Source organism: Pseudomonas sp. PDM20 (assembly GCF_014852575.3).
In the GTDB taxonomy this organism is placed as follows: domain Bacteria; phylum Pseudomonadota; class Gammaproteobacteria; order Pseudomonadales; family Pseudomonadaceae; genus Pseudomonas.
This window is the reverse complement of record NZ_CM181224.1, coordinates 898,824-921,439: the sequence shown is the minus strand read 5'-3', so window position 1 is coordinate 921,439 and position 22,616 is coordinate 898,824. Positions and strand designations below refer to the sequence as shown.

Below are 22,616 nucleotides of genomic sequence, written 5' to 3'. Positions count from 1 at the left end.
CCTTATACGGCAATCCTCGACAACCGCCCAGCGCGATCAGGGTTCAGGCGGCGTCAGCTCGATGCTTTCCACCACCGCGTCTTCCAGCCGCTGCAGTTCCAGCCCCAGCGCCTCGTCGCTGTCGGCGTAGCGCTGGGCGATGTTGGCAAAGCCTTCGGCGACCTCGCTGAAGGCCTCGGCCACGCGCGGGTCGAACTGTTTGCCGGCGCCGGCCGTGATGCGTCCGGCGGCCTCATCCGGGGTCAGCGAGGTGCGGTAGGCATGGCGGCAGGTGAGTTCGTCATAGCAGTCGATCAGCGAGAGCATCCGCGCGCCCAGGGGAATCTGCTCGCCGGCCAGCCCCTCGGGGAAGCCGCTGCCGTCCCAGTGTTCGTGATGGCTGTAGGCGATCTCCTTGGCGTACCGCAAGAATTCCGCCGGGGAGCCCAGCTTGCGCTCGGCAGCCTCGAGGGCGTCACGACCGACGGTGGTGTGGCTTTCGAGGATCAGCCGGTCAGCCTCCTCCAGCTGGCCGGGGCTGTGCAGGATGCGGTCGGGCACGGCGACCTTGCCGATGTCGTGCAGCTGCGCCGAGCGCACCAGCAGCTCGATGTTCTCCACCGACAGCTCGGCAGCGAACTCGCTGTGCAGGGACAACGCGCTACCCAGCAGGCGCATGTAGTGCTCGATGCGCACCAGGTGGTTGCTGTGTGGGTTGTCGCGCAGGTCGCAGAGGGTCGCCATGGCTTCCAGGGTGGCGTCCTGGATGGCCTGCAGTTCGCGGGCGCGGCGGCGCACCTCCAGCTCCAGGTACTCGCTCTTGTCGCGCAGGAAGTCGGCGTTGGACTTGAGGTTCAGGTGCGCGCGGATGCGCGCCAGGGTCACCGGCGGGCTGATCGGCTTGGTCAGGTAGTCCACCGCGCCCAGGTCCAGCCCCTTCTGTTCATCGGCGGCGCTGACCATGCCGGTGAGGAAGATCACCGGGATGTCGCGGGTCAGCGGGTCAGCCTTGAGCTGGCGGCAGACTTCGTAGCCGTCCATCTCCGGCATCATGATGTCGAGCAGCACCAGGTCCGGGCGCGGGTCGCTCTGCATCAGGCGCAGCGCCTTCGGCCCGCTGGAGGCGACGCGCACCTGATAGCGGTCCATGAGCAGCTCGCTCATGAGCATCAGGTTGTCGGGCTGATCGTCCACCACCAGGATCATCTCCTGCTCCGGCCGGTCCAGCATGCTATCCATCGCAACTCCTCGCATCGGTCAGATTCGTGACATGCCATGGGTGATCGGACCACGGCCCTGTCCGCGTGTTCCTGTCGCACCTTTCTTGTCTATCCGCCCCGTCAGATCCGGATGTCGCGCTCCCTCGCGAGATTCACCAGACTTTCCAGGGCCCGCTCGAACTCGAAACGCCGCACGCTCGTGGCAATGCCTTCGTAGCCCTCATTGAAGACGCTGCGCAGCAGGCTTGCACGTTCGCCGAGCAACCGTCCGGCGCGCGGGTCGTCCGCCGCCAGCAGGTGCGCCAGGCGCCGGCAGACCTGCTCAACCTCGGCGACGTTGCCGCTCTCCAGCAGCGCCGGAGCGGCCGAGGCCGCAGGCAGCATCGGCACCGGCAGCGGTTCGTGGCTGATGTTCTGCAGGCTCAGGCTGACCGAGTCGTCCACCCGACCCATGGGTAGCCGGCACCAGAACAGGCTGCCGCGGTTCGGCTCGCTTTCCACCCCGACGCTGCCGCCCATCGCCTCCGCCAGTTTCTTGCAGATCGCCAGGCCCAGGCCGGAGCCGCCATAACGGCGGGTGATCGAGCTGTCCGCCTGCTGGAAGGACTCGAACAGGCGCGCCTGCTGCGGCTCGGTGATGCCGATGCCGGTGTCGCGGAAGGCGAAGTAGAGCTGCAGGCTGTCTTCGTCCTCGTCTTCCAGGCGGACGATCAGCACCACCTCGCCCTGCTCGGTGAACTTCAGCGCGTTGTTGCCATAGTTCATCAGGATCTGCCGCAGGCGCAGCGAATCGCCCACCACCTGGGCCGGCACCCGTGGGTCTATCTCGCAGCGCACCGCCAGGCTCTTGCTCGCCGCACGGATGTTGAACAGGTCGAACAGCTCGCCGAGCAGGCGCTCCAGGTCGAAGCCGATGTGTTCGAACTCCAGCTTGCCGGCCTCCACGCGGGACAGGTCGAGGATGTCGCTGATCAGTTCCAGCAGGTACTGGCCCGACCCCTGGATCTTGCCCAGGTAGTCCACCTGCTGCGGGTCCAGGGTGGTTTCCTGGAGCAGGTGCGCCAGGCCGATGATGATGTTCAGCGGCGTGCGGATCTCATGGCTCATGTTGGCCAGGAAGTCGCTCTTGAGCTGCGCAGCCTCTTCCGCCAGGTCGCGGGCCTCGGCCAGTGCCAGCTCGGTGGACTTGCGCGCGGTGACGTCGCGGCTGACGCCCACCAGCCCGAGCAACCGCCCCTGGTCGTCGTGAAAGGCGCTGCGCAGGGTATCGAAGAGCACCCGCCGGCCATCGGGATAGACCACCCAGCCTTCGCTGGCGTAGGGCTCGCGCTCGGTCAGCGCCTGGCGGTCGCGCTCCTGGCGTCCGGTGCCGGCGGCACGGCTGAACATCTGCTGGTCGCTGCGCCCGACTATGTCCTCCGGCGCGCGCCCCAGGCAGTCGGCGAACGCCTGGTTGACCCCCAGGTAACGGCCCTGGGTGTCCTTGAACCAGATCGGATCGGGGATCGAGTTGATCAGCGCCAGCAGCGTGCTGCGCTGGCGCCGCTCCTCCGCTTCGGCGCGGGCGCGCTCGGTCACCTGGATCGACAGCCGGCGGTTCCACACCAGCACGAAGGTCAGCAGGGCGAGGAAACCCACCACCCACGGCCAGGCGATCTGCAGCAGGTTCATCCAGTCGAAGACATCCAGCGACGGCAGCCAGCGCGCCTGGATCGCCTCCTGCTCGTTGCGGGTGATGTTGCCCAGCGCGCGGTCCAGCAGCGGCACCAGGGGCTCCAGCGCCTTGCGCGTGGCGAAGCGCACCTGGCTGTTGCCCAGCCCGCTGTCGCCGCGCACCTCCATGTTGGAAAGGCTGAGCTGCTCGATCAGGAAGGTGGTGGTGATGAGGTTGCCGACATAGGCATCGGCGCGCCCGGTGGAGACCGCCTTGAGCGCGCTGGGGGAATCCTCCACCAGTACGAAGTCGATCCCCGGCACCGCCTTGGTCAGCAACTCGTGGACGGCGTAGCCCTGCTCAACAGCCACGCGGCGGCCGGACAGGTCGTCCAGCGTGCGGATGGTGCTGTCGCGCCGGGCGAAGATCAGGCTGCTGGTGGTGACGTAGGGCTGGGTGAAACTCAGGAAATGCTGGCGTTCCTCGGTGGCCGCCATGGACGGCAGCAGGTCCACCTCGCCGGCCTTCACCGCTGCCAGCACCTCTTCCCAGGTGTTGTAGAGCACCGGCTGAACCTTCATCCCCAGGCGCTCGGACAGCAACTGCAGGTAATCGGCGCTGATGCCGTGGAACTGGTCGAACTCGTCGATCACCTCGAACGGCGGCCAGCCGGCGCGGAACAGGCCGACGCGGATCGGCTCGTGGTCTGAGATGAAGGCTCGCTCCTGCTCGCTCAGCGCCAGGCTCGCGGCACGGGTCTGGGCGCTCAGCGCGAGCAGCAGCAGAAGGCAGCACAGGCAGAATCGGCGCAAGGACATGGGGTCTTCTTCAGGGAATACCCAGCAAGCGTAGCCCCTGCCGCCGCGCTTCGAGTTTGAAAACGCGATGCGGATTGCTGCACTTCGTGTCGGGACGGACAATCGCCCCAACAGCCATTGCCCCGGAGAGCTGCCATGACGACCACCCGACTTGACCCCGAGCGCTGCTGGCAGGCGGTCTGCGAGCGCGATGAGCGCTACGAAGGGCGCTTCGTCTTCAGCGTGCGCTCCACCGGTGTGTACTGCCGGCCGAACTGCCCGGCGCGCCGGCCATCAAGGGAGAACGTGGCCTTCCACGCGGCCCCCGAAGCGGCCGAAGCCGCCGGCTTCCGGCCCTGCAAGCGTTGTTCGCCGCGCGGCCCGAGCCCGCGCGAACAACTGGATGCGCTGGTCGCCGCGGCCTGCGAGCTGCTCGACAAGGCCGAGAAACCGCTGACGCTGGAGGAGCTGGCCGGACGCATCGGCCTGTCCGCCTCGCACCTGGCCCGCGCCTTCAAGGCCCGCACCGGCCTCACGCCACGGGCCTGGGCGGAATCCCGCCGCGAGCAGCGCCTGGCCGCTGCCCTGCCGCAAGCGCGCTCGGTGCTCGACGCCGCGCTGGAAGCCGGCTACTCCGGGACCCGCGCCCTCTATGAAAACGCCACACCGCTGAGCCCCGCGCAACGCCGGCAGAAAGGCGCCGGTGAGCGGCTGCGCTATGCCATCGCGCCCTGCCCGCTCGGGCTGGTGCTGCTGGCGGCCACCGACAAGGGCGTGTGCGCCCTGCTCTTCGCCGACGATGCAGGCGAACTGGAGCGCCAGCTGGCAGAACGCTTCACTGCCGCCGAACGCAGCCGCGACGACGCCGGCCTGGGCGACTGGTTGCGCGAGGTGATCACCCAGCTGGAGGAACCCGAACAGGCCGCGCACCTGCCGCTGGACCTGCACGGCAGCGCCTTCCAGCTGCGCGTCTGGCGCGCCCTCACGCGCATCCCCAGCGGCGAGACGCGGCGCTATGGCGAACTGGCCGAACAGTTGGGCACGCACCCGCGCGCCATCGCCCGTGCCTGCGCTAGCAATAATGTCGGCCTGCTGGTGCCCTGCCACCGCGTGGTTGGCGGCACTGGCGAAGGAGGTTATCGCTGGGGCCTGCCGCGCAAGCGCGAACTGCTGCGCCGCGAAGGTGGCTCAGGCGACGCCGGCGAACTCCGCCACCGAGCCAATCACGATCAGCACCCAGAGTAGGCCGCCGAGGATCAGGAACGGCACGTTGTAGCGGGTGACCGAGGCATTGCCCTGGCCCAGCGGATCACCACTGGCCTCATTGGCGCGGCGCTGGATATTCGTCAGCGGAATGAGCGGCACCAGCCCCAGGACGATGAATGGCAGGCTGTAGTGGCTGAGCTCGGGAATGCGGCTGGTCAGCTTGTCGGCGACATTGGAGACGATCAGCAGCACGACCGCCCAGGTGGCATCGCTGCTGTAGCTCCAGCCCTTGCGCTGCTCTTCGGGCAAGGCCTCGTGCACGCGCCGGGCGAGGGAGTGGATATAGAAGATCATGAACAGGCTGCGCAGCGGCGGGTTGATCTTGCCCGGCATGTGCGGCTTCTGGATCGACCAGTGCTTGTACATCCAGTACAGGTTGAACAGCCCCAGCGTCGCCACGTAGAGCACGATCATCTTGGTGATGGAGATGACGAAGAATCGATTGGCCTGCGCGGCGCCGGTACGCTCCTCGACCAGCGGGGCTTCCGGGGCGCGGTAGGGGTTTTCCATTTCCATGGCAGGCATTCCTGAGGGCTGAGGCCGACATTGTGGGCCAGCACCCGGATCACGGCCAAGGGGCACATCCCGTCGCCTGGCGCCCAGTGACGGTGCCGGCCTGTGCTACCGTTGCCAGCCTTCGTCCCCCCATCCGACGCCCCATGACCTTCTGGCCCCTGATCACCCGCCTCGGCGACAGCTCCCTGCTGGCGCCCGCCGCCGTGTTCGTCTTCTGCTGGCTGCTGTACCGCCGCGAGACCGCCAAGGCCGGGCTGTGGGCGCTGCTGTTCGGATTCTCGACCGCGCTGGTGGTGGGTTCGAAGCTGGCCTTCATGGGCTGGGGAATCGGGATTCCGAACCTCAATTTCACCGGCATCTCCGGCCATAGCATGATGGCCGGCGCCGTGCTGCCGACCCTGGCCGCGCAGTTGTTCAGCTCGCGGCGCGCCGGCCTCGCCGCCGCCGGGCTGGCGGTGCTGGTCGCGGTGCTGGTGGGTCTCTCGCGGCTGGCGATCAACGTTCACTCGCCGGCCGAGGTCTACGCCGGCCTGGCGCTGGGCCTGGGCACCAGCGCAGCCTTCCTCGGCGCCACGCGCATCCACCTGCCGGCCTTCCAGCCCGCGCTTCTGCTGCTGGTCATCGCGCTGGGGCTGGGCCAGGCGGTCACCGGCGTGCGCGCCCCCACGCACCAGCTGCTGGAGCGCATCGCCGCGCACCTGGCCGATCGCGACCAGCCGTATCAGCGCGGCCAGTGGGCCGGCCAGCCGGACGTCTGAGCGGGCGATTCGTTCGGATTTCCGAACGAGAATTCCACGAATATCCGGATGACCGAACGAGGCGTTGCTTCACTACGCCCAAAGTAAAACAATTAATCCTTATAATTCAATAAGTTACTAAAAAAGAAAGAGCTTGGCACGGAGCCTGCTCTGCTCCACCTCGAACATGCGACCGGCCTGGAGTGAGCCTCGTCGGCGCAGGACTGAATAACAAACACAACCAGTCGAGGTAGTCTCCATGCGTTTCGCACCCCGTGCGTTGGGCGTCGCCATTGTCGCGGCCCTGCTCGCCACTCCCGTCGTCGCCGAAGAACTCACCGGTACCCTGAAGAAGATCAAGGACTCCGGCACCATCGTCCTCGGCCACCGTGACGCCTCCATCCCCTTCTCCTACCTCGGCAGCGATCCGCGTCAGCCGGAAGGTTATTCCCACGACCTGCAGATCAAGGTCGTCGAAGCCCTGAAGAAAGAGCTGAACGCTCCCGACCTCAAGGTCCGCTACAACCTGGTGACCTCCCAGACCCGTATCCCGCTGGTGCAGAACGGCACCGTGGACATCGAGTGCGGCTCCACCACCAACAACCTCGAGCGCCAGAAGCAGGTCGACTTCTCCGTCGGCATCTTCGAGGTCGGCACCCGCCTGCTGACCAAGACCAGCTCGGGTATCAACGACTTCCCGGACCTCAAGGGCAAGAACGTGGTGACCACCGCCGGCACCACCTCCGAGCGCCTGCTCAAGCAGATGAACGCCGACCAGAAGATGGGCATGAACATCATCTCGGCCAAGGACCATGGCGAGTCCTTCCTGATGCTCGAATCCGGCCGCGCCGTGGCCTTCATGATGGACGACGCGCTGCTCTACGGCGAAATGGCCAAGGCCAAGAAGCCCGACGACTGGCACGTGGTCGGCAAGCCGCAGTCCTACGAGATCTACGCGTGCATGGTTCGCAAGGGCGACGCACCGTTCAAGAAGGTGGTCGACAAGGCCATCTCCGACACCTTCGCCTCGGGTGAAGTGAACAAGATCTACGACAAGTGGTTCATGCAGCCCATCCCGCCGAAGAACCTGAACCTCAACTTCCCGATGAGTGATGAGCTCAAGAAGCTGATCGCCAATCCGACCGACAAGTCTGCCGAGCAGATGTAACGGTCGCGCGCGGCTGCGCCCACAAGGCGTAGCCACGCGGGGGATCGGGAGCGCAAGCCAGCGCTCCCGAGCCCACTACTCCTGATGACGATGCCGGAACACCCGCTACCCGCGGGTGGCGGGCGGCCTTGCGCCCGCGTCCGGCCCCGTAGCGTATCAAGCAACCGTGCAAAGCAATCGAGGGGAAACCCGTCATGGATTACAACTGGGACTGGGGCGTGTTCTTCAAGTCCACCGGGATTGGCGACGAACGCTACCTGGACTGGTACATCACCGGCCTTGGCTGGACCATCGCCGTCTCGCTCGCGGCCTGGGTCATCGCCCTGGCGCTCGGCTCGCTGCTGGGCGTGATGCGCACCCTGCCCAACCGCTGGTTGTCGGGCATCGCCACGGCCTACGTGGAGCTGTTCCGCAACGTGCCACTGCTGGTGCAGCTGTTCCTCTGGTACTTCCTGGTGCCGGATTACCTGCCGCAGCCGATCCAGGACTGGTTCAAGCTGGGCATCGCCCCGGAAACCTCGGCCTTCATCAGCGTCGTCGTGTGCCTGGGCCTGTTCACCGCCGCGCGGGTCTGCGAACAGGTGCGCACCGGCATCCAGGCGCTGCCCAAGGGCCAGCTCGCCGCCGCCAGCGCCGTGGGTTTCCGCCTGCCGTCGATCTACCGTCACGTGCTGTTGCCGCAGGCCTTCCGGATCATCATTCCGCCGCTGACCTCGGAATTCCTCAACGTCTTCAAGAACTCCTCGGTGGCCTCGCTGATCGGCCTGATGGAGCTGCTGGCGCAGACCAAGCAGACCGCCGAATTCAGCGCCAACCTGTTCGAGGCCTTCACCCTCGCCACTGCGATCTACTTCACCCTGAACATGAGCCTGATGCTGATCATGCGCTTCGTCGAGCGCAAGGTAGCGGTGCCGGGCCTGATCTCCGTGGGAGGTAAATGATGGACTTCAGTCAGATCGTCCCCGCCCTCCCCGGCCTCTGGGAAGGCATGCTCACCACCCTGCAACTGATGGTGCTGGGCGTACTGGGCGGCGTGGTGCTGGGCACCATCCTCGCGCTGATGCGGCTGTCCAACAGCAAGCTGCTGTCGAACATCGCCGGCTTCTACGTGAACTACTTCCGCTCGATCCCGCTGCTGCTGGTGATCACCTGGTTCTACTTCGCGGTGCCGTTCATCCTGCGCTGGATCACCGGCCAGGACACCCCCGTGGGCGCGTTCACCTCGTGCCTGGTGGCCTTCATGATGTTCGAGGCGGCGTACTACTGCGAGATCGTCCGCGCCGGCATCCAGGCCATCCCCAAGGGCCAGATCGGCGCGTCCTACGCGCTGGGCATGACCTACGGCCAGTCCATGCGCCTGATCATCCTGCCCCAGGCATTCCGCAAGATGACCCCGCTGCTGCTGCAGCAGAGCATCATCCTGTTCCAGGACACCTCGCTGGTCTACAGCGTCGGCCTGATGGACTTCCTCAACGCCGCCCGCTCCCGTGGCGACATCATCGGCCAGCCCCATGAGTTCCTGATCTTCGCCGGACTCGTCTACTTCGTCATCAGCTTCGCCGCGTCCTTCGGCGTGAAGCGCCTGCAGAAAAGGTTAACCGTATGATCTCCATCGATAACGTCAGCAAGTGGTACGGCGACTTCCAGGTGCTCACCGACTGCAACACCAAGGTGTCCAAGGGTGAAGTGGTGGTGGTCTGCGGGCCGTCCGGCTCGGGCAAGTCGACCCTGATCAAGTGCGTCAACGCGCTGGAGCCCTTCCAGAAGGGCGATATCACCGTCGACGGCACCTCCATCGCCAACCCCAAGACCGACCTGCCGAAACTGCGTTCGCGGGTCGGCATGGTGTTCCAGCACTTCGAGCTGTTCCCGCACCTGACCATCACCGAGAACCTCACCATCGCCCAGCGCAAGGTACTGGGGCGGAGCAAGGAAGAGGCGATGGACAAGGGCATGAAGCTGCTCGACCGCGTCGGCCTCAAGGCCCATGCGCACAAGCACCCCGGCCAGCTCTCCGGCGGCCAGCAGCAGCGCGTGGCGATCGCCCGCGCGCTGGCGATGGACCCGATCGTCATGCTGTTCGACGAACCGACCTCGGCGCTCGACCCGGAGATGGTCAACGAAGTGCTCGACGTGATGGTCCAGCTCGCCCAGGAAGGCATGACCATGATGTGCGTGACCCACGAGATGGGCTTCGCGCGCAAGGTCGCCGACCGGGTGATCTTCATGGACCGCGGGCAGATCGTCGAGGACTGCCCGAAGGAGGAATTCTTCGGCGACCTGCAGAACCGCGCCGAGCGCACCCAGCAGTTCCTCGCCAAGATCCTGCCGCACTGATCCAGCCGTTCTGACTCACCCGAAGGCCCCGGTTCGCCGGGGCGTTCAACCTCACCGCAAGCACAAGAATAAATAAGGAAGTTCCATGCGCGTGTTCCACTTCAGCAAGCTGCCCCTGGGCGTCGCGATCCTCGCGGCGAGTTCTTCGGTGTTCGCCGTCACCCTCGACGGCGGCGCGGTCGCCTCCCCCGACCAGTACGGTGCGAAGGTCGCCGCCGAGATCCTCAAGAAAGGCGGCAATGCCGTCGACGCCGCGGTCGCCACCGCCTTCACCCTCGCGGTCACCTACCCCGAAGCCGGCAACATCGGCGGCGGCGGCTTCATGACCCTGTATGTCGACGGCAAGCCGTACTTCCTCGACTACCGCGAGATCGCCCCCAAGGCGGCGACCAAGACCATGTACCTGAACGACAAGGGCGAGGTGATCGAGAACCTCAGCCTGGTCGGCGCCAAGGCCGCCGGCGTGCCGGGTACCGTGATGGGCCTGTGGGAAGCGCACAAGCGCTTCGGCAAGCTGAAGTGGAGCGAGCTGCTGACCCCGGCCATCGGCTACGCGCAGAGCGGCTTCCGGGTCGCCGACCAGCAGTACCAGTACCGCCAGGACGCCATCGCGCTGTTCAACGGCAAGACCAACTTCGGCGACTACTTCGGCACCATGAAGCCGGGCGAGACCTTCAAGCAACCCGAGCTGGCCAAGACCCTGGAGCGCATCGCCGACAAGGGCCCGGACGACTTCTACAAGGGCGAGACCGCCAAGCTGCTGATCGCACAGATGAAGCAGGACGGCGGCCTGATCAGCGCCGACGACCTCTCCACCTACCAAGCCAAGTGGCGCGAACCGATGCGCATCGACTGGCAGGGCAACACCCTCTACACCGCGCCGCTGCCCAGCTCCGGCGGCATTGCCCTGGCCCAGCTGATCGGCATCAAGGAACAGCGCGCCGCCGACTTCAAGGGTGTGGAGCTGAACTCCGCCAAATACATCCACCTGCTCGCGGAAATCGAGAAGCGCGTGTTCGCCGACCGCGCCGACTACCTGGGCGACCCGCAGTTCTCCAAGGTGCCGGTGGCCCAGCTGACCGACCCCAAGTACATCGCCAAGCGCGCCAAAGAAGTGAACCCGGACGCCATCTCGGCCACCGAGAAAGTCCGTCCCGGCCTGGAGCCGCACCAGACCACGCACTTCTCCATCGTCGACAAGGACGGCAACGCCGTCAGCAACACCTACACCCTCAACTGGGACTTCGGCAGCGGCGTGGTGGTCAAGGGCGCCGGCTTCCTGCTCAACGACGAGATGGATGACTTCAGCTCCAAGCCGGGCGTGGCCAACGCCTTTGGCGTAGTGGGCAGCGACGCCAACGCCATCGAGCCGGGCAAGCGCATGCTCTCCTCCATGAGCCCGAGCATCGTCACCCGCGACGGCCACGTCAGCCTGGTGCTGGGCACCCCCGGCGGCTCGCGGATCTTCACCTCGATCTTCCAGGTGCTGAACAACGTCTACGACTACAAGCTGCCCCTGGAAAAAGCCGTCGCCGCGCAGCGCGTGCATCACCAGTTGCTGCCCAAGGACACCATCTACTACGACGCATACGCGCCGCTCACCGGCAAGGTTGCCGACGAGCTCAAAGCCATGGGCTACACCCTGGAAGACCAGGGTTGGAACATGGGTGACATCCAGGCCATCCGTGTGAACGGCAAGGCTCTGGAAACCGCCTCCGATCCGCGCGGCCGCGGCGTCGGCATGGTGGTTAAACCCTAAGCCTGCGGACGCGCACCGTGTGGTACCCGAGCCAGTCCATCGCCGCCCCCCGGCGTTGGGCTGGTTCGGCCCCGGCGACTGTGCTGCAATGCGCTTCCAGCCCACTGCCGCCGCCGCTCACCGTGAAGCCACGCCTCGTGCGCAACTACCTGTTGCCCTTCCTCCTGCTCCTGCTCACCCTGGGCTTCGGCTATGGCGGCTACCTGATCAGCGAAGGCGCCGGCACCCGCACCCTGATCGAGACCGGCGAACGCCAGCTGGAACTGCACGCCCGTGGCGTGGAAAGCGAGATCAGCCGCTACACCTACCTGCCCAGCCTGCTGGAACTCGAAGGCAGCGTCAGCCGCCTGCTGGTGGACCCGACGCCGCTGCACCGCGACCGCGTCAACCATTACCTGGAAGGCCTCAACCGCCGCGCTGGCAGCCGCGCCGTGTACCTGCTGGACACCTCCGGCCGGGTGCTGGCCACCAGCAACTGGCAGGACGCCGACAGCTACCTGGGTGAAGACCTGTCCTTCCGCGCCTATTTCCAGGAAGCGGTGAACGGCCGCCCCGGACGCTTCTACGGCATCGGCAGCACCACCGGTGAGCCCGGTTACTACCTCGCCCACGGCCTGGTTCACGGCGGCAGGATCGTCGGCGTGGCGGTGGTCAAGGTGCGCATGGAATCCCTCGAAGAACGCTGGGAGAAGGCGCGCCTGCAAGCCTTCGTCAGCGACGAGAACGGCATCATCATCCTCTCCAGCGATCCGGCCCTGCGCCTGAAGGCCGTGCGCCCGCTCAGCGACCAGGACAAGGAACGCCTCGCCCGCAGCCTGCAGTACTACTGGTGGGCGCTCAACGAATGGCAGCCACTGTCACGCCAGCCACTGGGCGAGGGCGTCGAGGAAATCAGCTTCCCGCCCAGCGAGCATGCCGACAGCCACAAGCCGCTCAGCTACCTGATGCAGACGCGCAGCCTGAGCGACACGCCATGGAACTTCACCCTGCTCACTCCACTGGCCGACCTGCGCCGCGAAGCACTGATGCACGGCGTGCTGGCCGCCGTCGGCTTCGCCCTGTTCGCCTTCCTGCTGATCGCCTGGAACGAGCGGCGCAAGGTCATCGCCACCCGCCTCGCCGCCCGTGAGGCACTGGAGCAGGCCAACAACGCCCTGGAGCGGCGCATCGCCGACCGCACCGCCGACCTGCGCGCCAGCAACCAGCACCTGCGCGAGCAGATCCGCGAACGCCGGCAGGCCGAGGACACCCTGCGCAAGGCCCAGGACCGCCTGGTCCAGGCCGGCAAGCTGGCGGTGATCGGGCAGATGTCCACCAGCATCGCCCATGAACTCAACCAGCCGCTGGCGGCGCTGCGCACCCTGTCGAGCAACAGCGTGCGCTTCCTCGAACGCGGCAAGCTGGACGTCGCCAGCAGCAACCTCGAAGCCATCGCCGAAATGGTCGACCGCATGGGCCGCATCACCGCCAGCCTGCGCGCCTTCGCCCGACGCGCCGACGACCACGGCCAGGCAACCCTGAGCAAGGCGGTGGACGCCGCCGTGATGGTGCTGCAGGGGCGGCTCTCCGAAGTGCCGGTGACCCTGCACCGCGACTACCCCGACGCGCAACTGGCCATCGACCAGACGCGCCTGGAACAGATCCTGGTCAACCTGATCGCCAACGCCCTCGACGCCATGGGCCCGCAGGTCGACCGCCAGCTCTGGCTGGAAGGCCGCAGCGAAGGCGACGGCCACTACCGTCTGGTGGTCCGCGACAACGGCCCCGGCATCCCGCAGGATGCGCGCCAGCACCTGTTCGAACCCTTCTTCACCACCAAGCCCGGCGAACTCGGCCTGGGCCTGGGCCTGACCCTATCGGCCAGCCTCGCCACCGCCGCCGGCGGCAGCCTCGGCGTGGCCTACCCGGAGGCCGGCGGCACCGCCTTCGAGCTGAACCTGCCGCTGCTGCCCGCCATGGAGACACCCGCATGAGCGACCCTTCCCTGCGCGTATTGATCGTCGAGGACGACCCCCACGTGCGCCTCGGCTGCCAGCAGGCGCTGGCCCTGGAAGACATCGAGACCGACAGTGTGGGCAGCGCCGAGGAAGCGCTGAAGAAGGTCGGCGTCGACTTCCCCGGCATCGTCGTCAGCGACATCCGCATGCCCGGCATGGACGGCCTGCAACTGCTGGAGAAACTCAAGACGCTCGACCCCAGCCTGCCGGTGGTGCTGATCACCGGCCACGGCGACATCGCCATGGCGGTCAAGGCCATGCGCGACGGCGCCTACGACTTCATGGAGAAACCCTTCTCCCCCGAGAAGCTGGTGGACACCGCGCGCCGCGCCCTCGCCCAGCGCGCGCTGACCCGCGAAGTCAGCCAGCTGCGGCGCCAGCTCGCCGGCAAGCAGGCCCTGGAGAGCCGGCTGATCGGCCGCTCGCCGGCCATGCAGGCGCTGCGCGAACTGATCGCCAATGTCGCCGACACTTCCGCCAACGTGCTCATCGAAGGCGAGACCGGCACCGGCAAGGAACTGGTCGCACGCTGCCTGCACGACTCCAGCCGGCGCCAGCCCAAACCCTTCGTCGCGCTCAACTGCGGTGGCCTGCCGGAAAGCCTGATCGACAGCGAAATCTTCGGCCACGAGGCCCATGCCTTCACCGGCGCCGGCAAGCGGCGGATCGGCAAGATCGAGCACGCCGACGGCGGCAGCCTGTTCCTCGACGAGATCGAGAGCATGCCGCTGAACCTGCAGATCAAGCTGCTGCGCGTGCTGCAGGAACAGCAGCTGGAACGCCTGGGCTCCAACGAACTGATCCGCGTGGACTGCCGGGTGATCGCCGCGACCAAATCCGACCTCGCCGCCATGGGCCGCGAAGGCAGCTTCCGCAGCGATCTCTACTACCGCCTCAACGTCATCACCCTGAACCTGCCGCCGCTGCGCGAACGCCGCGAAGACATCCTGATGCTCTTCGAGCATTTCCTGCAGCAGTCCTCCCTGCGCTTCGACCGGCCGGCTCCGGCCATCGACAACGCCACCGCCGCCACCCTGATGGCCCACGACTGGCCGGGCAACGTGCGCGAGCTGCGCAACGTCGCCGAACGTTTCGCCCTCGGCCTGCCGGTACTGGCCGGCGGCAACCTCGGCTCGGACTCCGGCGAACCGCGCTTCGCCGAGGCCGTGGAAGCCTTCGAGAAGAGCCTGCTGTCCACCGCCCTCGAACGCCACGCCGGCAACCTCAGCCAGGCCGCGCACGCACTGGGCATGGCCAAGACCACGCTGTTCGACAAGGTGAAGAAGTACGGCCTGTGACGGCGCGCCTCGCACACAACTGACAGTCACTCGGAAAAGGATTGGCAATGACTGAAGACGCTCTGCTGCAAGATATCTGGAAGATTCTCGAACCCATCGAGATCGAGCACTTCGAAGTGGTGGCCGGCAAGGCCGAGCCCGCCGCCCTGGAGCGCTTTGAGGCGGAACTGGGCTTCGCCCTGCCGGAGGTCTTCCGCCTGCTGACCCTCTCCAGACTCGGTGGCCTGTACATCACCGCACGGGAGGAGTCCTGGCCTGCCGCCAAGGCCTTCGACGTCGGTCCGGCCTGGACCTTCTGGCGCGGCCTGCTGGTGTTCGGGCTGGCCGAGGACATCCCCGAGTGGCTGAGCCTGAGCGTGCAGCTGGCCGAAGTCCGCAGCCAGGGCATCGAGGACTTCGTGCCGGTGCTCAAGGTCCAGAGCGATCCGCGCTACTACGGCTTCCGCGCCGACGGCAGCCTCGCGCTGTACGACGGCTACGAGGTGGAAAGCTGCGAGCCGACCGATTTCCTCGACCTGTTCAAGCAGGAAGTCGACAGCCTGATCGAACGCATGGACCAGATGCGCACCCGCATCAGCGCGCGCTGAGCGAATCGTGATGCGCCAGCACGACCTCGGTCGCGCTGACGCAGGGCGTTGATCTCTGCCCCGCCGTCCCGGACACTATCGGCCTTTGAACCGGCCGCACGAGCGGGAGCCATCATGTCCACCCAAGCCGAAACCCTCTGGAACCAGCTCTGCGCCGATGCCGGCGTCGACCCGCAGCAGCGCATGGCCTCGCGCCAGGCCATCCTCGCCGACAGCAACGCGCTGGACGCCACCGTCTACCGCCCGGACGACAACGACCCGGACGCCGAAGAACTGGACATGGGCGACGCCAAGGTACTGTTCCTCGGCCCCTTCGAAGCCCCCGTGGAATGGGACGCCGCCGAGCGCGAAGACTTCTTCGACGACGCCGACCCGGCGCTGTTCTTCAGCGTCCGCATCGAGTGCGAAGCCCAGCCGGGCACCTCCGCCTTCTTCGTCCCGGAAGTGGGCGACTACCTGGCGGTGATGGACGGCGGCAAGATCCAGATGTACTTCCTCCACGACTGGCGCGAAGACGAAGACGGCTGCACCTGCGTGCTGATCCGCGACGATATCCAGCTCTGAACCCACCTCTTGGCGGGCCGCGCCTGCCGCCGATAGAGACGTAGGGCGGATAACGCTGGCGCGTTATGCGCCCTACGGGGCAGCAGACCGTCGGCACCGGCATCAACCTGTAGGAGCGGGCCATGCCCGCGATCGCGCGCAAGGCGCGCTCCTACAGGCTGCGCCGCACGCTCCCCGGCGACACGCCAATGAACCGTTTGAACGCCCGGCTGAACGCCGCCTCGGACTGGTAGCCGAGGCGCTCGGCCAGTTCGGCCACGGCGATCTCCCGCTCCTGCAACCAGCTCAGCGCCACATGCATGCGCCAGCGAGTGACGTAGTGCATGGCCGGCATGCCGACCTTTTCGGCGAAGCGCGCAGCGAAGGCGGAGCGCGACATCGCCGCCGCGCCGGCCAGGGAGGCGAGACTCCAATCCCGCGCGGGGTCACGGTGGATCAGGCTCAGCGCGCGGCCCAACTGGCGGTCCTGCAGGGCGCCGAGCCAGCCGGTCTGGGCAGCCGGGTCCTGCTCGATCCAGGCGCGGATGGCCTGAATCACCAGGATGTCGGCCAGCCGGGTGATCACCGTTTCGCCGCCGGGACGCATGGCCCGTGCCTCGTTCTCCATCAATTGCAGGGTGCTCATCAGCCAGTCGCGCTGGCCGGGATCGCGCACCTGCGCCTCCAGCACGCGCGGCAGCAGGCGCACCAGTTGCAGCGCGGCGGGATGGTCGAAGCGCACGGCGCCGCAGATCATCGCCGTCGTCTCCCCGCCTCCGCCCTGGCGCAGCACTTCGTAGCGGTCGCTGGCGTAGGCGCGCGGCAGGTCGAACAATCCCGCCGCCGCTTCCCCCTGCGCGCTCACCAGCCGGTGGCCCTCGCCGTGGGGCACCAGCACCAGATCGCCCGGCGCCAGCCGGCGCGGCTCGTCGCCTTCGGCTTCCAGCCAGCACTCGCCGACGGTCAGCACATGGAACATCAGGCACTGTGGCATGGCCGGCAGGTCCAACCCCCAGGGCGCGCTGAACTCCGAGCGGCAATAGAAGGTGCCGCTCATGCGCAGGAAATGCAGGGCCTCGCCCAGGGGATCGGTGGAAGCCCAGGCGTCGGTCAGGTCTGGAATGGCGGTAGGAGTGTTCATGCTCCTGAGACTGGTCCGGCAGTTCGGCAACGTCCAGCACTTCTGGACGAATGAGAATGAAGCGGCGATTTCCAGGCATTAACCGTCCAGCGTTCTGGCAGGAGACTGCACCCAGGCCAACGAACCCACGGCGGGCGCCGCGGGACGGCCAACAGCGAGGACACCGCCATGATCACCATAATGGGAGCCACCGGCCGCACCGGTTCGAGAATCTGCCAGACCCTGCTGGAAGCCGGCGTACCCGTCCGCGCCCTGGGCCGCGATGCCGAGCGCCTGGCGCCGCTGGCTGCCGCCGGCGCGCAGATCGCCGTGGGCGAGCCGCACGACGCCGCCTTCCTCAGCGAAGCCTTCCACGGCTCGGAAGCGGTCTACACCCTGCTCGCCTACGGCCCGGATACCGAGGACTACCGCCAGCAGCAGGCTGCCCAGGGCGAGGCGATCCTCTCTGCGATCCGCACCAGCGGCGTGCGCCGGGTGGTGTTCCTGAGCAGCGTGGGCGCCGAGGTGCCCGCCGGCACCGGGCCGATCATCAGCATGCATGACCAGGAACAGCGACTGCGCCTGCTGCCGCCGGAGGTGGATGTGCTGATGCTGCGTTCCGGCGCGCTGTTCGAGAACCTGTATGGCGCACTGGAAATCGTTCGCGCCTACGACTGCTACAGCGATGCGGTGGCGCCGGATGTTCCGGTACCGATGGTCGCCAGCCGCGATGTCGCCGACGCCGCCAGCTGCGCCCTGCTGGAGCGCGACTGGCAGGGCCGCGTGACCCGCGAGGTACTCGGCCAGCGCGATATCAGCTACGCCCAGGCAACCCGGCTGCTGGGGTTCGCCATCGGCCGGCCTGACCTGCCGTACGTGCCGGTATCGCCGCCGGAGCTGGCCGCCGCGCTGCGGGAAGCCGGTTGTTCCGCCAGCGTCGCCGCGTGCTACGCAGAGCTGGGCGAGGCGATCAGCAGCGGGCGGGTTCGGGCGCAGGAGGTGCGCTCGGCTCGCAACACCACGGCGACACGCTTCGAGGACTTCGCCCAAGCCTGGGCCGAAGCCTATCGGGCCTTGCCGTAAGCGGGGCCGTCAGTCAGCCAAAAATAAATTCCTACAAATATCTCGGAAGGCTCTGATGAATTTGGCGCTGGTCCGCTGTCTAGAGTACTCGCCCTTCTATTCAGCCGGATCATCCGCCATGAACCACGCTCCCGACAGTCTCTGGGTCGATGTGGAGACCTGGTCTCCCTACCGCCCGCAACGCATCCTCCACGGCCGCATCAGCCGCGAGGATTACCTCGCCCTGCGAGATGGCCGCGCGCCCTTCGAGGTGCGCCTGGGCGATTGCCAGAGCCGCCACTGCCCCACCGGCCCGGTGCAGGACCTGTTCCTCAGCGGCACGCACATCCTCAACGTCACCCCGGCCGACCGGGTCGCCTGATGCGCCAGGGATAGTCCCACAGGCCATTCAGAACAACCTGACAGAGACCATTCAGGACGGACGTTAAGGTCTGCCACCTCTTTTCCCCACCGTGGAGTGACGTGGCAATGGACAATCAGCTCAAGGTCGAAGTCGTGGTTCGCGCGCACAACCGCGAGTCCTCTGTGCTCCAGGGCTGGATCAGCCAGGGGGACTACAGCGCGCTGTGCGACGGCGACGCGCCTTTCGTGGTGCGCATGAACGACTGCCAGTCGGACATGGGTTTGCTCGAACGCCCGGAAGACCTCTACGTGCGCAGCGCCTACATCCTCAGCATCGAGGTGCTCGACCGCCTGCCCACACCTCAGTCGGCCATGCCACGGTAGACGTAGGTCATTGGCCGCGGCCCCGGCAGGTAGTCCTGGATCAGTTCGCGCAGGTGGAAACCGCCGGACTCGATCAGCGCCGGCATATCGCGGTCCAGGTGGCAGCCACCGGCCAACGGCTTCCAGACCGGCGTCAGGCGGTGCTGCCAGGCGCGCACGCCGGCATCCGGCGCCAAGCCATGCTCGCAGAAGAGAAATTCGCCGCCGGGCTTGAGTACCCGGCGCATTTCCCTCAGCGCCGCGACCGCATCGGGGATGCTGCACAGGGTGAAGGTGCAGACGATGCTGTCGAAGCTGCCGGCGTCGGCACGAATCTGCCCCAGCTCCAGCGCCACCATATCCACCGGAATGCCGATCGCCTCGGCACGACTGCGGGCGAGCTTCTGCATCTGCGCCGCCGGGTCGACGCCAACGATTGTCGACACTTTCGCCGGATCGTAGAACGACAGGTTCAGGCCGGTGCCCATGCCGATCTCCAGCACCCGCCCGCGCGCACGGGGCACCAGCAGCGAACGCTGCTTCATCACATCACCCATGCCACAGGCGAAGTCGATCAGTCGGGGCAGCACATAGCGGTCATAGAGTTGCATGGGCAGTTCTTCCGGCGTTTCCCCCGATCCTAGCGGGCCTGCAGCGTGCCGGCACAGCGGCCGACGAGGGGATATCCGCCATTCTCGCGCACCATTCTCCCGTACAGCGGCCCCCAGCGAGGCGCCCGCCTCGGCATAACCAACGGTCCCCATTAGACGATTGTCGACAATTCATCAGTTCTTGATTGACCGAAGGCTTTTCCAGGGGTAGCTTTCGCCGCACATCAAGAAGATTGTCGACACCATGAGCGATAGCCTGATTCTCCCCACTCCTGCCAGCGACGACGGCGAGACCCTGTCGGAACACGTGTTCCGCAAGATCCAGTCGGCCATCGTCAAGGGCGAGATCGCCCCCGGCAGCAAGATTTCCGAGCCGGAACTGGCGCGCACCTACGGCATCAGCCGCGGCCCGCTGCGCGAGGCGATCCACCGCCTGGAAGGCCAGAAGCTGCTGGTGCGCGTGCCGCACGTCGGCGCGCGGGTGGTTTCGCTCAGTCACGAGGAGCTGCTGGAGCTCTACGAGATCCGCGAATCCCTCGAAGGCATGGCCTGCCGTCTCGCCGCCGAGCGCATGAGCCAGGCCGAGATCGACGAGCTGCGCCGGGTGCTCGACACCCACGAACGCGACGAGGCGTTCCAGGCCGGCCGTGGCTACTACCAGCAGGAAGGCGACTACGACTTCCACTACCGGATCATCCAGGGCAGCGGCAACCGCACCCTCACCCGCATGCTCTGCGGCGAGCTGTACCAGCTCGTGCGCATGTACCGCCTGCAGTTCTCGGCGACGCCCAACCGCCCGCGCCAGGCCTTCTCCGAGCACCACCGGATTCTCGATGCCATCGCCGATCGTGACGGCGAACTGGCCGAGTTGCTGATGCGCCGTCACATCGGCGCCTCGAAACGCAATATGGAGCGTCACTACCTGGACGCCCAAGCCAAGACAGCCAACGAACGAGGTGAACAATGAGCAACAAGACCGCCGGCCAACGTTTCCGTGAAGCCCTTGCCGAAGAAAAGCCGCTGCAGGTGATCGGCGCGATCAACGCCAACCACGCCCTGCTGGCCAAGCGCGCCGGCTTCAAGGCCATCTACCTCTCCGGTGGCGGCGTGGCGGCGGGTTCCCTCGGCCTGCCGGACTTAGGGATAAACACCCTGGACGACGTGCTCACCGACGTTCGCCGCATCACCGACGTCTGCGACCTGCCGCTGCTGGTGGACATCGACACCGGCTTCGGCCCCAGCGCCTTCAACATCGAGCGCACCGTCAAGAACCTGATCAAGGCCGGCGCCGCCGCTGCCCACATCGAAGACCAGGTTGGCGCCAAGCGCTGCGGTCACCGTCCGGGCAAGGAAATCGTCTCCGTCGAGGAAATGGCTGACCGCGTGAAAGCCGCCGCCGACGCCAAGACCGACCCGGACTTCTTCCTCATCGCCCGCACCGACGCCATCCAGGCCGAAGGCGTGGACGCCGCCATCGAGCGCTGCCTGCGCTACGTCGAGGCCGGCGCCGATGCGATCTTCGCCGAAGCCGCCTACGACCTGCCGACCTACAAGCGCTTCGTCGATGCGCTGAACGTGCCGATCCTGGCCAACATCACCGAGTTCGGCGCCACCCCGCTGTTCACCCGCGACGAGCTGGCCTCGGTCGGCGTGGCCATCCAGCTGTATCCGCTGTCGGCCTTCCGCGCCGCCAACAAGGCCGCCGAAGCCGTGTACACCGCGATCCGCGAGGAAGGTCACCAGCAGAACGTGATCGAACTGATGCAGACCCGTGCCGAGCTGTACGACCGCATCGGCTACCACGCCTTCGAGCAGAAGCTCGACGCGCTGTTCGCTGCTGGCAAGAAGTGAGCGCGCGAGCCTGAACCTTATGTAGGGTGCATAACGCCCCTGGCGTTATCCACCATGAGGCTGTGACGGCGGATAACGCTTCGCGTTATTCGCCCTACGCCAGACCTGATGCACCGTAGGGCGCATAACGCCGCAGGCGTTATCCGCCAACCAGATTCGAACCGAAACCTCGGCCCATGCCGGGGGACAAGAACAAGCAACCGGATTTGATGAGGAGACACGCGATGAGCGCTACCGCAGAAACCACCACCGGCTTCAAGCCGAAGAAGTCCGTGGCCCTGAGTGGCACCGCCGCTGGCAACACTGCCCTGTGCACCGTCGGCCGTACCGGCAACGACCTGCACTACCGTGGCTATGACGTCCTGGATTTCGCCAACCGCTGCGACTTCGAGGAAATCGCCCACCTGCTGGTCCACGGCAAGCTGCCCAACGCCGCCGAACTGGCCGGCTACAAGGCCAAGCTGAAAGCCCTGCGCGGTCTGCCGGCCGGCGTCAAGGCCGCCCTGGAAACCCTGCCGCCCTCGGCCCACCCGATGGACGTGATGCGCACCGCCGTATCCGTGCTCGGCTGCCTGTCGCCGGAGAAGGACGACCACAACCACCCGGGCGCCCGCGACATCGCCGACAAGCTGATGGCTTCCCTGGGCTCCGCGCTGCTCTACTGGTACCACTTCAGCCACAACGGCAAGCGCATCGACGTCGAGACCGACGACGACTCCATCGGCGGCCACTTCCTGCACCTGCTGCACGGTGAGAAGCCCCGCGAGTCGTGGGTGCGTGCCATGCACACCTCGCTCAACCTGTACGCCGAGCACGAGTTCAACGCCTCCACCTTCACCTCCCGCGTGATCGCCGGCACCGGCTCGGACATGTTCTCCTGCATCGCCGGCGCCATCGGCGCGCTGCGCGGCCCGAAACACGGCGGCGCCAACGAAGTGGCCTTCGAGATCCAGAAGCGCTACGACAACCCGGACGAAGCCGAGGCCGACATCCGCGCCCGCGTCGAGAAGAAGGAAGTCGTGATCGGCTTCGGCCACCCGGTCTACACCGTGTCCGACCCACGCAACAAGGTGATCAAGGAAGTCGCTCACCAGCTGTCGAACGAGCAGTCCAACACCAAGATGTATGACATCGCCGAGCGCCTGGAAACCATCATGTGGGACATCAAGAAGATGTTCCCCAACCTCGATTGGTTCAGCGCCGTGAGCTACCACATGATGGACGTGCCCACCGCGATGTTCACCCCGCTGTTCGTCATCGCCCGCACCGCCGGCTGGTCCGCCCACGTCATCGAGCAACGCATCGACGGCAAGATCATCCGCCCGAGCGCCAACTACACAGGCCCTGAAGACCTGAAGTTCGTGCCGCTCAAGGACCGTAAATAACTA

The 22,616-nt window shown here is 66.6% G+C and carries 22 protein-coding genes; 17 read left to right on the top strand and 5 right to left on the bottom strand.

Translation table 11 applies throughout. The features are described from left to right. Nucleotides 1-36 precede the first annotated feature (36 nt). Both IB261_RS04505 and IB261_RS04500 read right to left on the bottom strand, forming a co-directional pair. Complete coding sequence (locus tag IB261_RS04505; RefSeq protein ID WP_081517287.1) at nucleotides 37-1,218, bottom strand: two-component system response regulator; 1,182 nt, start codon at nucleotides 1,216-1,218, stop codon at nucleotides 37-39. A 101-nt stretch (nucleotides 1,219-1,319) separates the two neighbouring features. Beyond that, the gene (locus IB261_RS04500; RefSeq protein WP_192381552.1) at nucleotides 1,320-3,671 is read right to left on the bottom strand and encodes an ATP-binding protein; all 2,352 of its coding nucleotides are present in this window, start codon (nucleotides 3,669-3,671) and stop codon (nucleotides 1,320-1,322) included. Nucleotides 3,672-3,806: 135 nt separating this feature from the next. On the opposite strand from IB261_RS04500, the gene ada reads away from it, so the two are divergent. Continuing rightward, nucleotides 3,807-4,895, top strand: a complete 1,089-nt coding sequence (gene ada / locus IB261_RS04495) for a bifunctional DNA-binding transcriptional regulator/O6-methylguanine-DNA methyltransferase Ada (protein WP_081517285.1) — start codon at nucleotides 3,807-3,809, stop codon at nucleotides 4,893-4,895. On the opposite strand, the gene IB261_RS04490 is transcribed toward ada, so the two are convergent. Next, nucleotides 4,839-5,432 (bottom strand): MFS transporter permease, encoded by a 594-nt coding sequence (locus IB261_RS04490; protein WP_192381551.1) that lies wholly within the window; start codon nucleotides 5,430-5,432, stop codon nucleotides 4,839-4,841. The genes ada and IB261_RS04490 overlap by 57 nt on opposite strands. Nucleotides 5,433-5,575: 143 nt before the next feature. On the opposite strand from IB261_RS04490, the gene IB261_RS04485 reads away from it, so the two are divergent. The 10 genes from IB261_RS04485 (at nucleotide 5,576) to IB261_RS04440 (ending at nucleotide 15,879) form a co-directional block, all read left to right on the top strand. Beyond that, nucleotides 5,576-6,190, top strand: coding sequence for a phosphatase PAP2 family protein (locus IB261_RS04485; protein WP_192381550.1), 615 nt, complete (start codon nucleotides 5,576-5,578; stop codon nucleotides 6,188-6,190). A gap of 238 nt (nucleotides 6,191-6,428) precedes the next feature. Continuing rightward, on the top strand, nucleotides 6,429-7,337 hold the full coding sequence (locus tag IB261_RS04480) for a glutamate/aspartate ABC transporter substrate-binding protein (RefSeq protein ID WP_065084484.1): 909 nt from the start codon (nucleotides 6,429-6,431) through the stop codon (nucleotides 7,335-7,337). Nucleotides 7,338-7,531: 194 nt separating this feature from the next. Next, nucleotides 7,532-8,278 (top strand): amino acid ABC transporter permease, encoded by a 747-nt coding sequence (locus IB261_RS04475; RefSeq protein WP_192381549.1) that lies wholly within the window; start codon nucleotides 7,532-7,534, stop codon nucleotides 8,276-8,278. Further along, nucleotides 8,275-8,943 (top strand): amino acid ABC transporter permease, encoded by a 669-nt coding sequence (locus IB261_RS04470; protein ID WP_138520248.1) that lies wholly within the window; start codon nucleotides 8,275-8,277, stop codon nucleotides 8,941-8,943. Before IB261_RS04475 ends, IB261_RS04470 begins: the two co-directional genes overlap by 4 nt. After that, nucleotides 8,940-9,674 (top strand): amino acid ABC transporter ATP-binding protein, encoded by a 735-nt coding sequence (locus tag IB261_RS04465; RefSeq protein WP_081517280.1) that lies wholly within the window; start codon nucleotides 8,940-8,942, stop codon nucleotides 9,672-9,674. The genes IB261_RS04470 and IB261_RS04465 overlap by 4 nt, the downstream gene beginning before the upstream one ends. An 85-nt stretch (nucleotides 9,675-9,759) precedes the next feature. Beyond that, a complete protein-coding gene (gene ggt, locus IB261_RS04460; protein WP_192381548.1) occupies nucleotides 9,760-11,433 on the top strand; it encodes a gamma-glutamyltransferase in 1,674 nt (557 codons plus the stop codon). Nucleotides 11,434-11,513: 80 nt separating this feature from the next. Beyond that, nucleotides 11,514-13,406, top strand: a complete 1,893-nt coding sequence (locus tag IB261_RS04455; protein WP_192382205.1) for a sensor histidine kinase — start codon at nucleotides 11,514-11,516, stop codon at nucleotides 13,404-13,406. Further along, nucleotides 13,403-14,728 carry a two-component response regulator AauR gene (gene aauR, locus IB261_RS04450; protein ID WP_192381547.1) on the top strand — a complete coding sequence of 442 codons (1,326 nt, stop codon included), beginning with the start codon at nucleotides 13,403-13,405 and terminating at the stop codon, nucleotides 14,726-14,728. The genes IB261_RS04455 and aauR overlap by 4 nt, the downstream gene beginning before the upstream one ends. A 47-nt stretch (nucleotides 14,729-14,775) precedes the next feature. Continuing rightward, entirely contained in the window at nucleotides 14,776-15,315 is a 540-nt protein-coding gene (locus IB261_RS04445; protein WP_192381546.1) for an SMI1/KNR4 family protein, read from the top strand. Nucleotides 15,316-15,429: 114 nt separating this feature from the next. Beyond that, nucleotides 15,430-15,879 (top strand): hypothetical protein, encoded by a 450-nt coding sequence (locus tag IB261_RS04440; protein ID WP_081517275.1) that lies wholly within the window; start codon nucleotides 15,430-15,432, stop codon nucleotides 15,877-15,879. Nucleotides 15,880-16,030: 151 nt separating this feature from the next. On the opposite strand, the gene IB261_RS04435 is transcribed toward IB261_RS04440, so the two are convergent. Beyond that, nucleotides 16,031-16,999: an AraC family transcriptional regulator gene (locus IB261_RS04435; RefSeq protein WP_192381545.1), complete on the bottom strand. Its 969-nt coding sequence runs from the start codon at nucleotides 16,997-16,999 to the stop codon at nucleotides 16,031-16,033. A gap of 168 nt (nucleotides 17,000-17,167) precedes the next feature. Between IB261_RS04435 and IB261_RS04430 the strand changes: the two genes are divergently transcribed. The 3 genes from IB261_RS04430 to IB261_RS04420 all read left to right on the top strand — a co-directional run bounded on the left by IB261_RS04430 (nucleotide 17,168) and on the right by IB261_RS04420 (nucleotide 18,787). Continuing rightward, nucleotides 17,168-18,061, top strand: coding sequence for an NAD(P)H-binding protein (locus IB261_RS04430; RefSeq protein WP_192381544.1), 894 nt, complete (start codon nucleotides 17,168-17,170; stop codon nucleotides 18,059-18,061). Between the two features lie 118 nt (nucleotides 18,062-18,179). Continuing rightward, nucleotides 18,180-18,422: a hypothetical protein gene (locus IB261_RS04425; protein ID WP_192381543.1), complete on the top strand. Its 243-nt coding sequence runs from the start codon at nucleotides 18,180-18,182 to the stop codon at nucleotides 18,420-18,422. A gap of 107 nt (nucleotides 18,423-18,529) precedes the next feature. Then, a complete protein-coding gene (locus IB261_RS04420) occupies nucleotides 18,530-18,787 on the top strand; it encodes a hypothetical protein (RefSeq protein WP_192381542.1) in 258 nt (85 codons plus the stop codon). Here the strand turns inward: IB261_RS04420 and IB261_RS04415 are convergent. Beyond that, nucleotides 18,766-19,377 (bottom strand): class I SAM-dependent methyltransferase, encoded by a 612-nt coding sequence (locus tag IB261_RS04415; RefSeq protein WP_192224620.1) that lies wholly within the window; start codon nucleotides 19,375-19,377, stop codon nucleotides 18,766-18,768. The two genes, IB261_RS04420 and IB261_RS04415, sit on opposite strands and share 22 nt — an antisense overlap. A 244-nt stretch (nucleotides 19,378-19,621) precedes the next feature. Here IB261_RS04415 and IB261_RS04410 point away from each other — a divergent pair, with 244 nt between their 5' ends. From IB261_RS04410 to prpC, 3 genes are all read left to right on the top strand, one after another. Continuing rightward, nucleotides 19,622-20,344: a GntR family transcriptional regulator gene (locus IB261_RS04410; RefSeq protein WP_081517269.1), complete on the top strand. Its 723-nt coding sequence runs from the start codon at nucleotides 19,622-19,624 to the stop codon at nucleotides 20,342-20,344. Next, on the top strand, nucleotides 20,341-21,228 hold the full coding sequence (prpB, locus tag IB261_RS04405) for a methylisocitrate lyase (RefSeq protein ID WP_192381541.1): 888 nt from the start codon (nucleotides 20,341-20,343) through the stop codon (nucleotides 21,226-21,228). Before IB261_RS04410 ends, prpB begins: the two co-directional genes overlap by 4 nt. Nucleotides 21,229-21,452: 224 nt before the next feature. After that, nucleotides 21,453-22,613, top strand: a complete 1,161-nt coding sequence (prpC, locus tag IB261_RS04400; protein WP_192381540.1) for a bifunctional 2-methylcitrate synthase/citrate synthase — start codon at nucleotides 21,453-21,455, stop codon at nucleotides 22,611-22,613. Nucleotides 22,614-22,616: the final 3 nt, after the last annotated feature.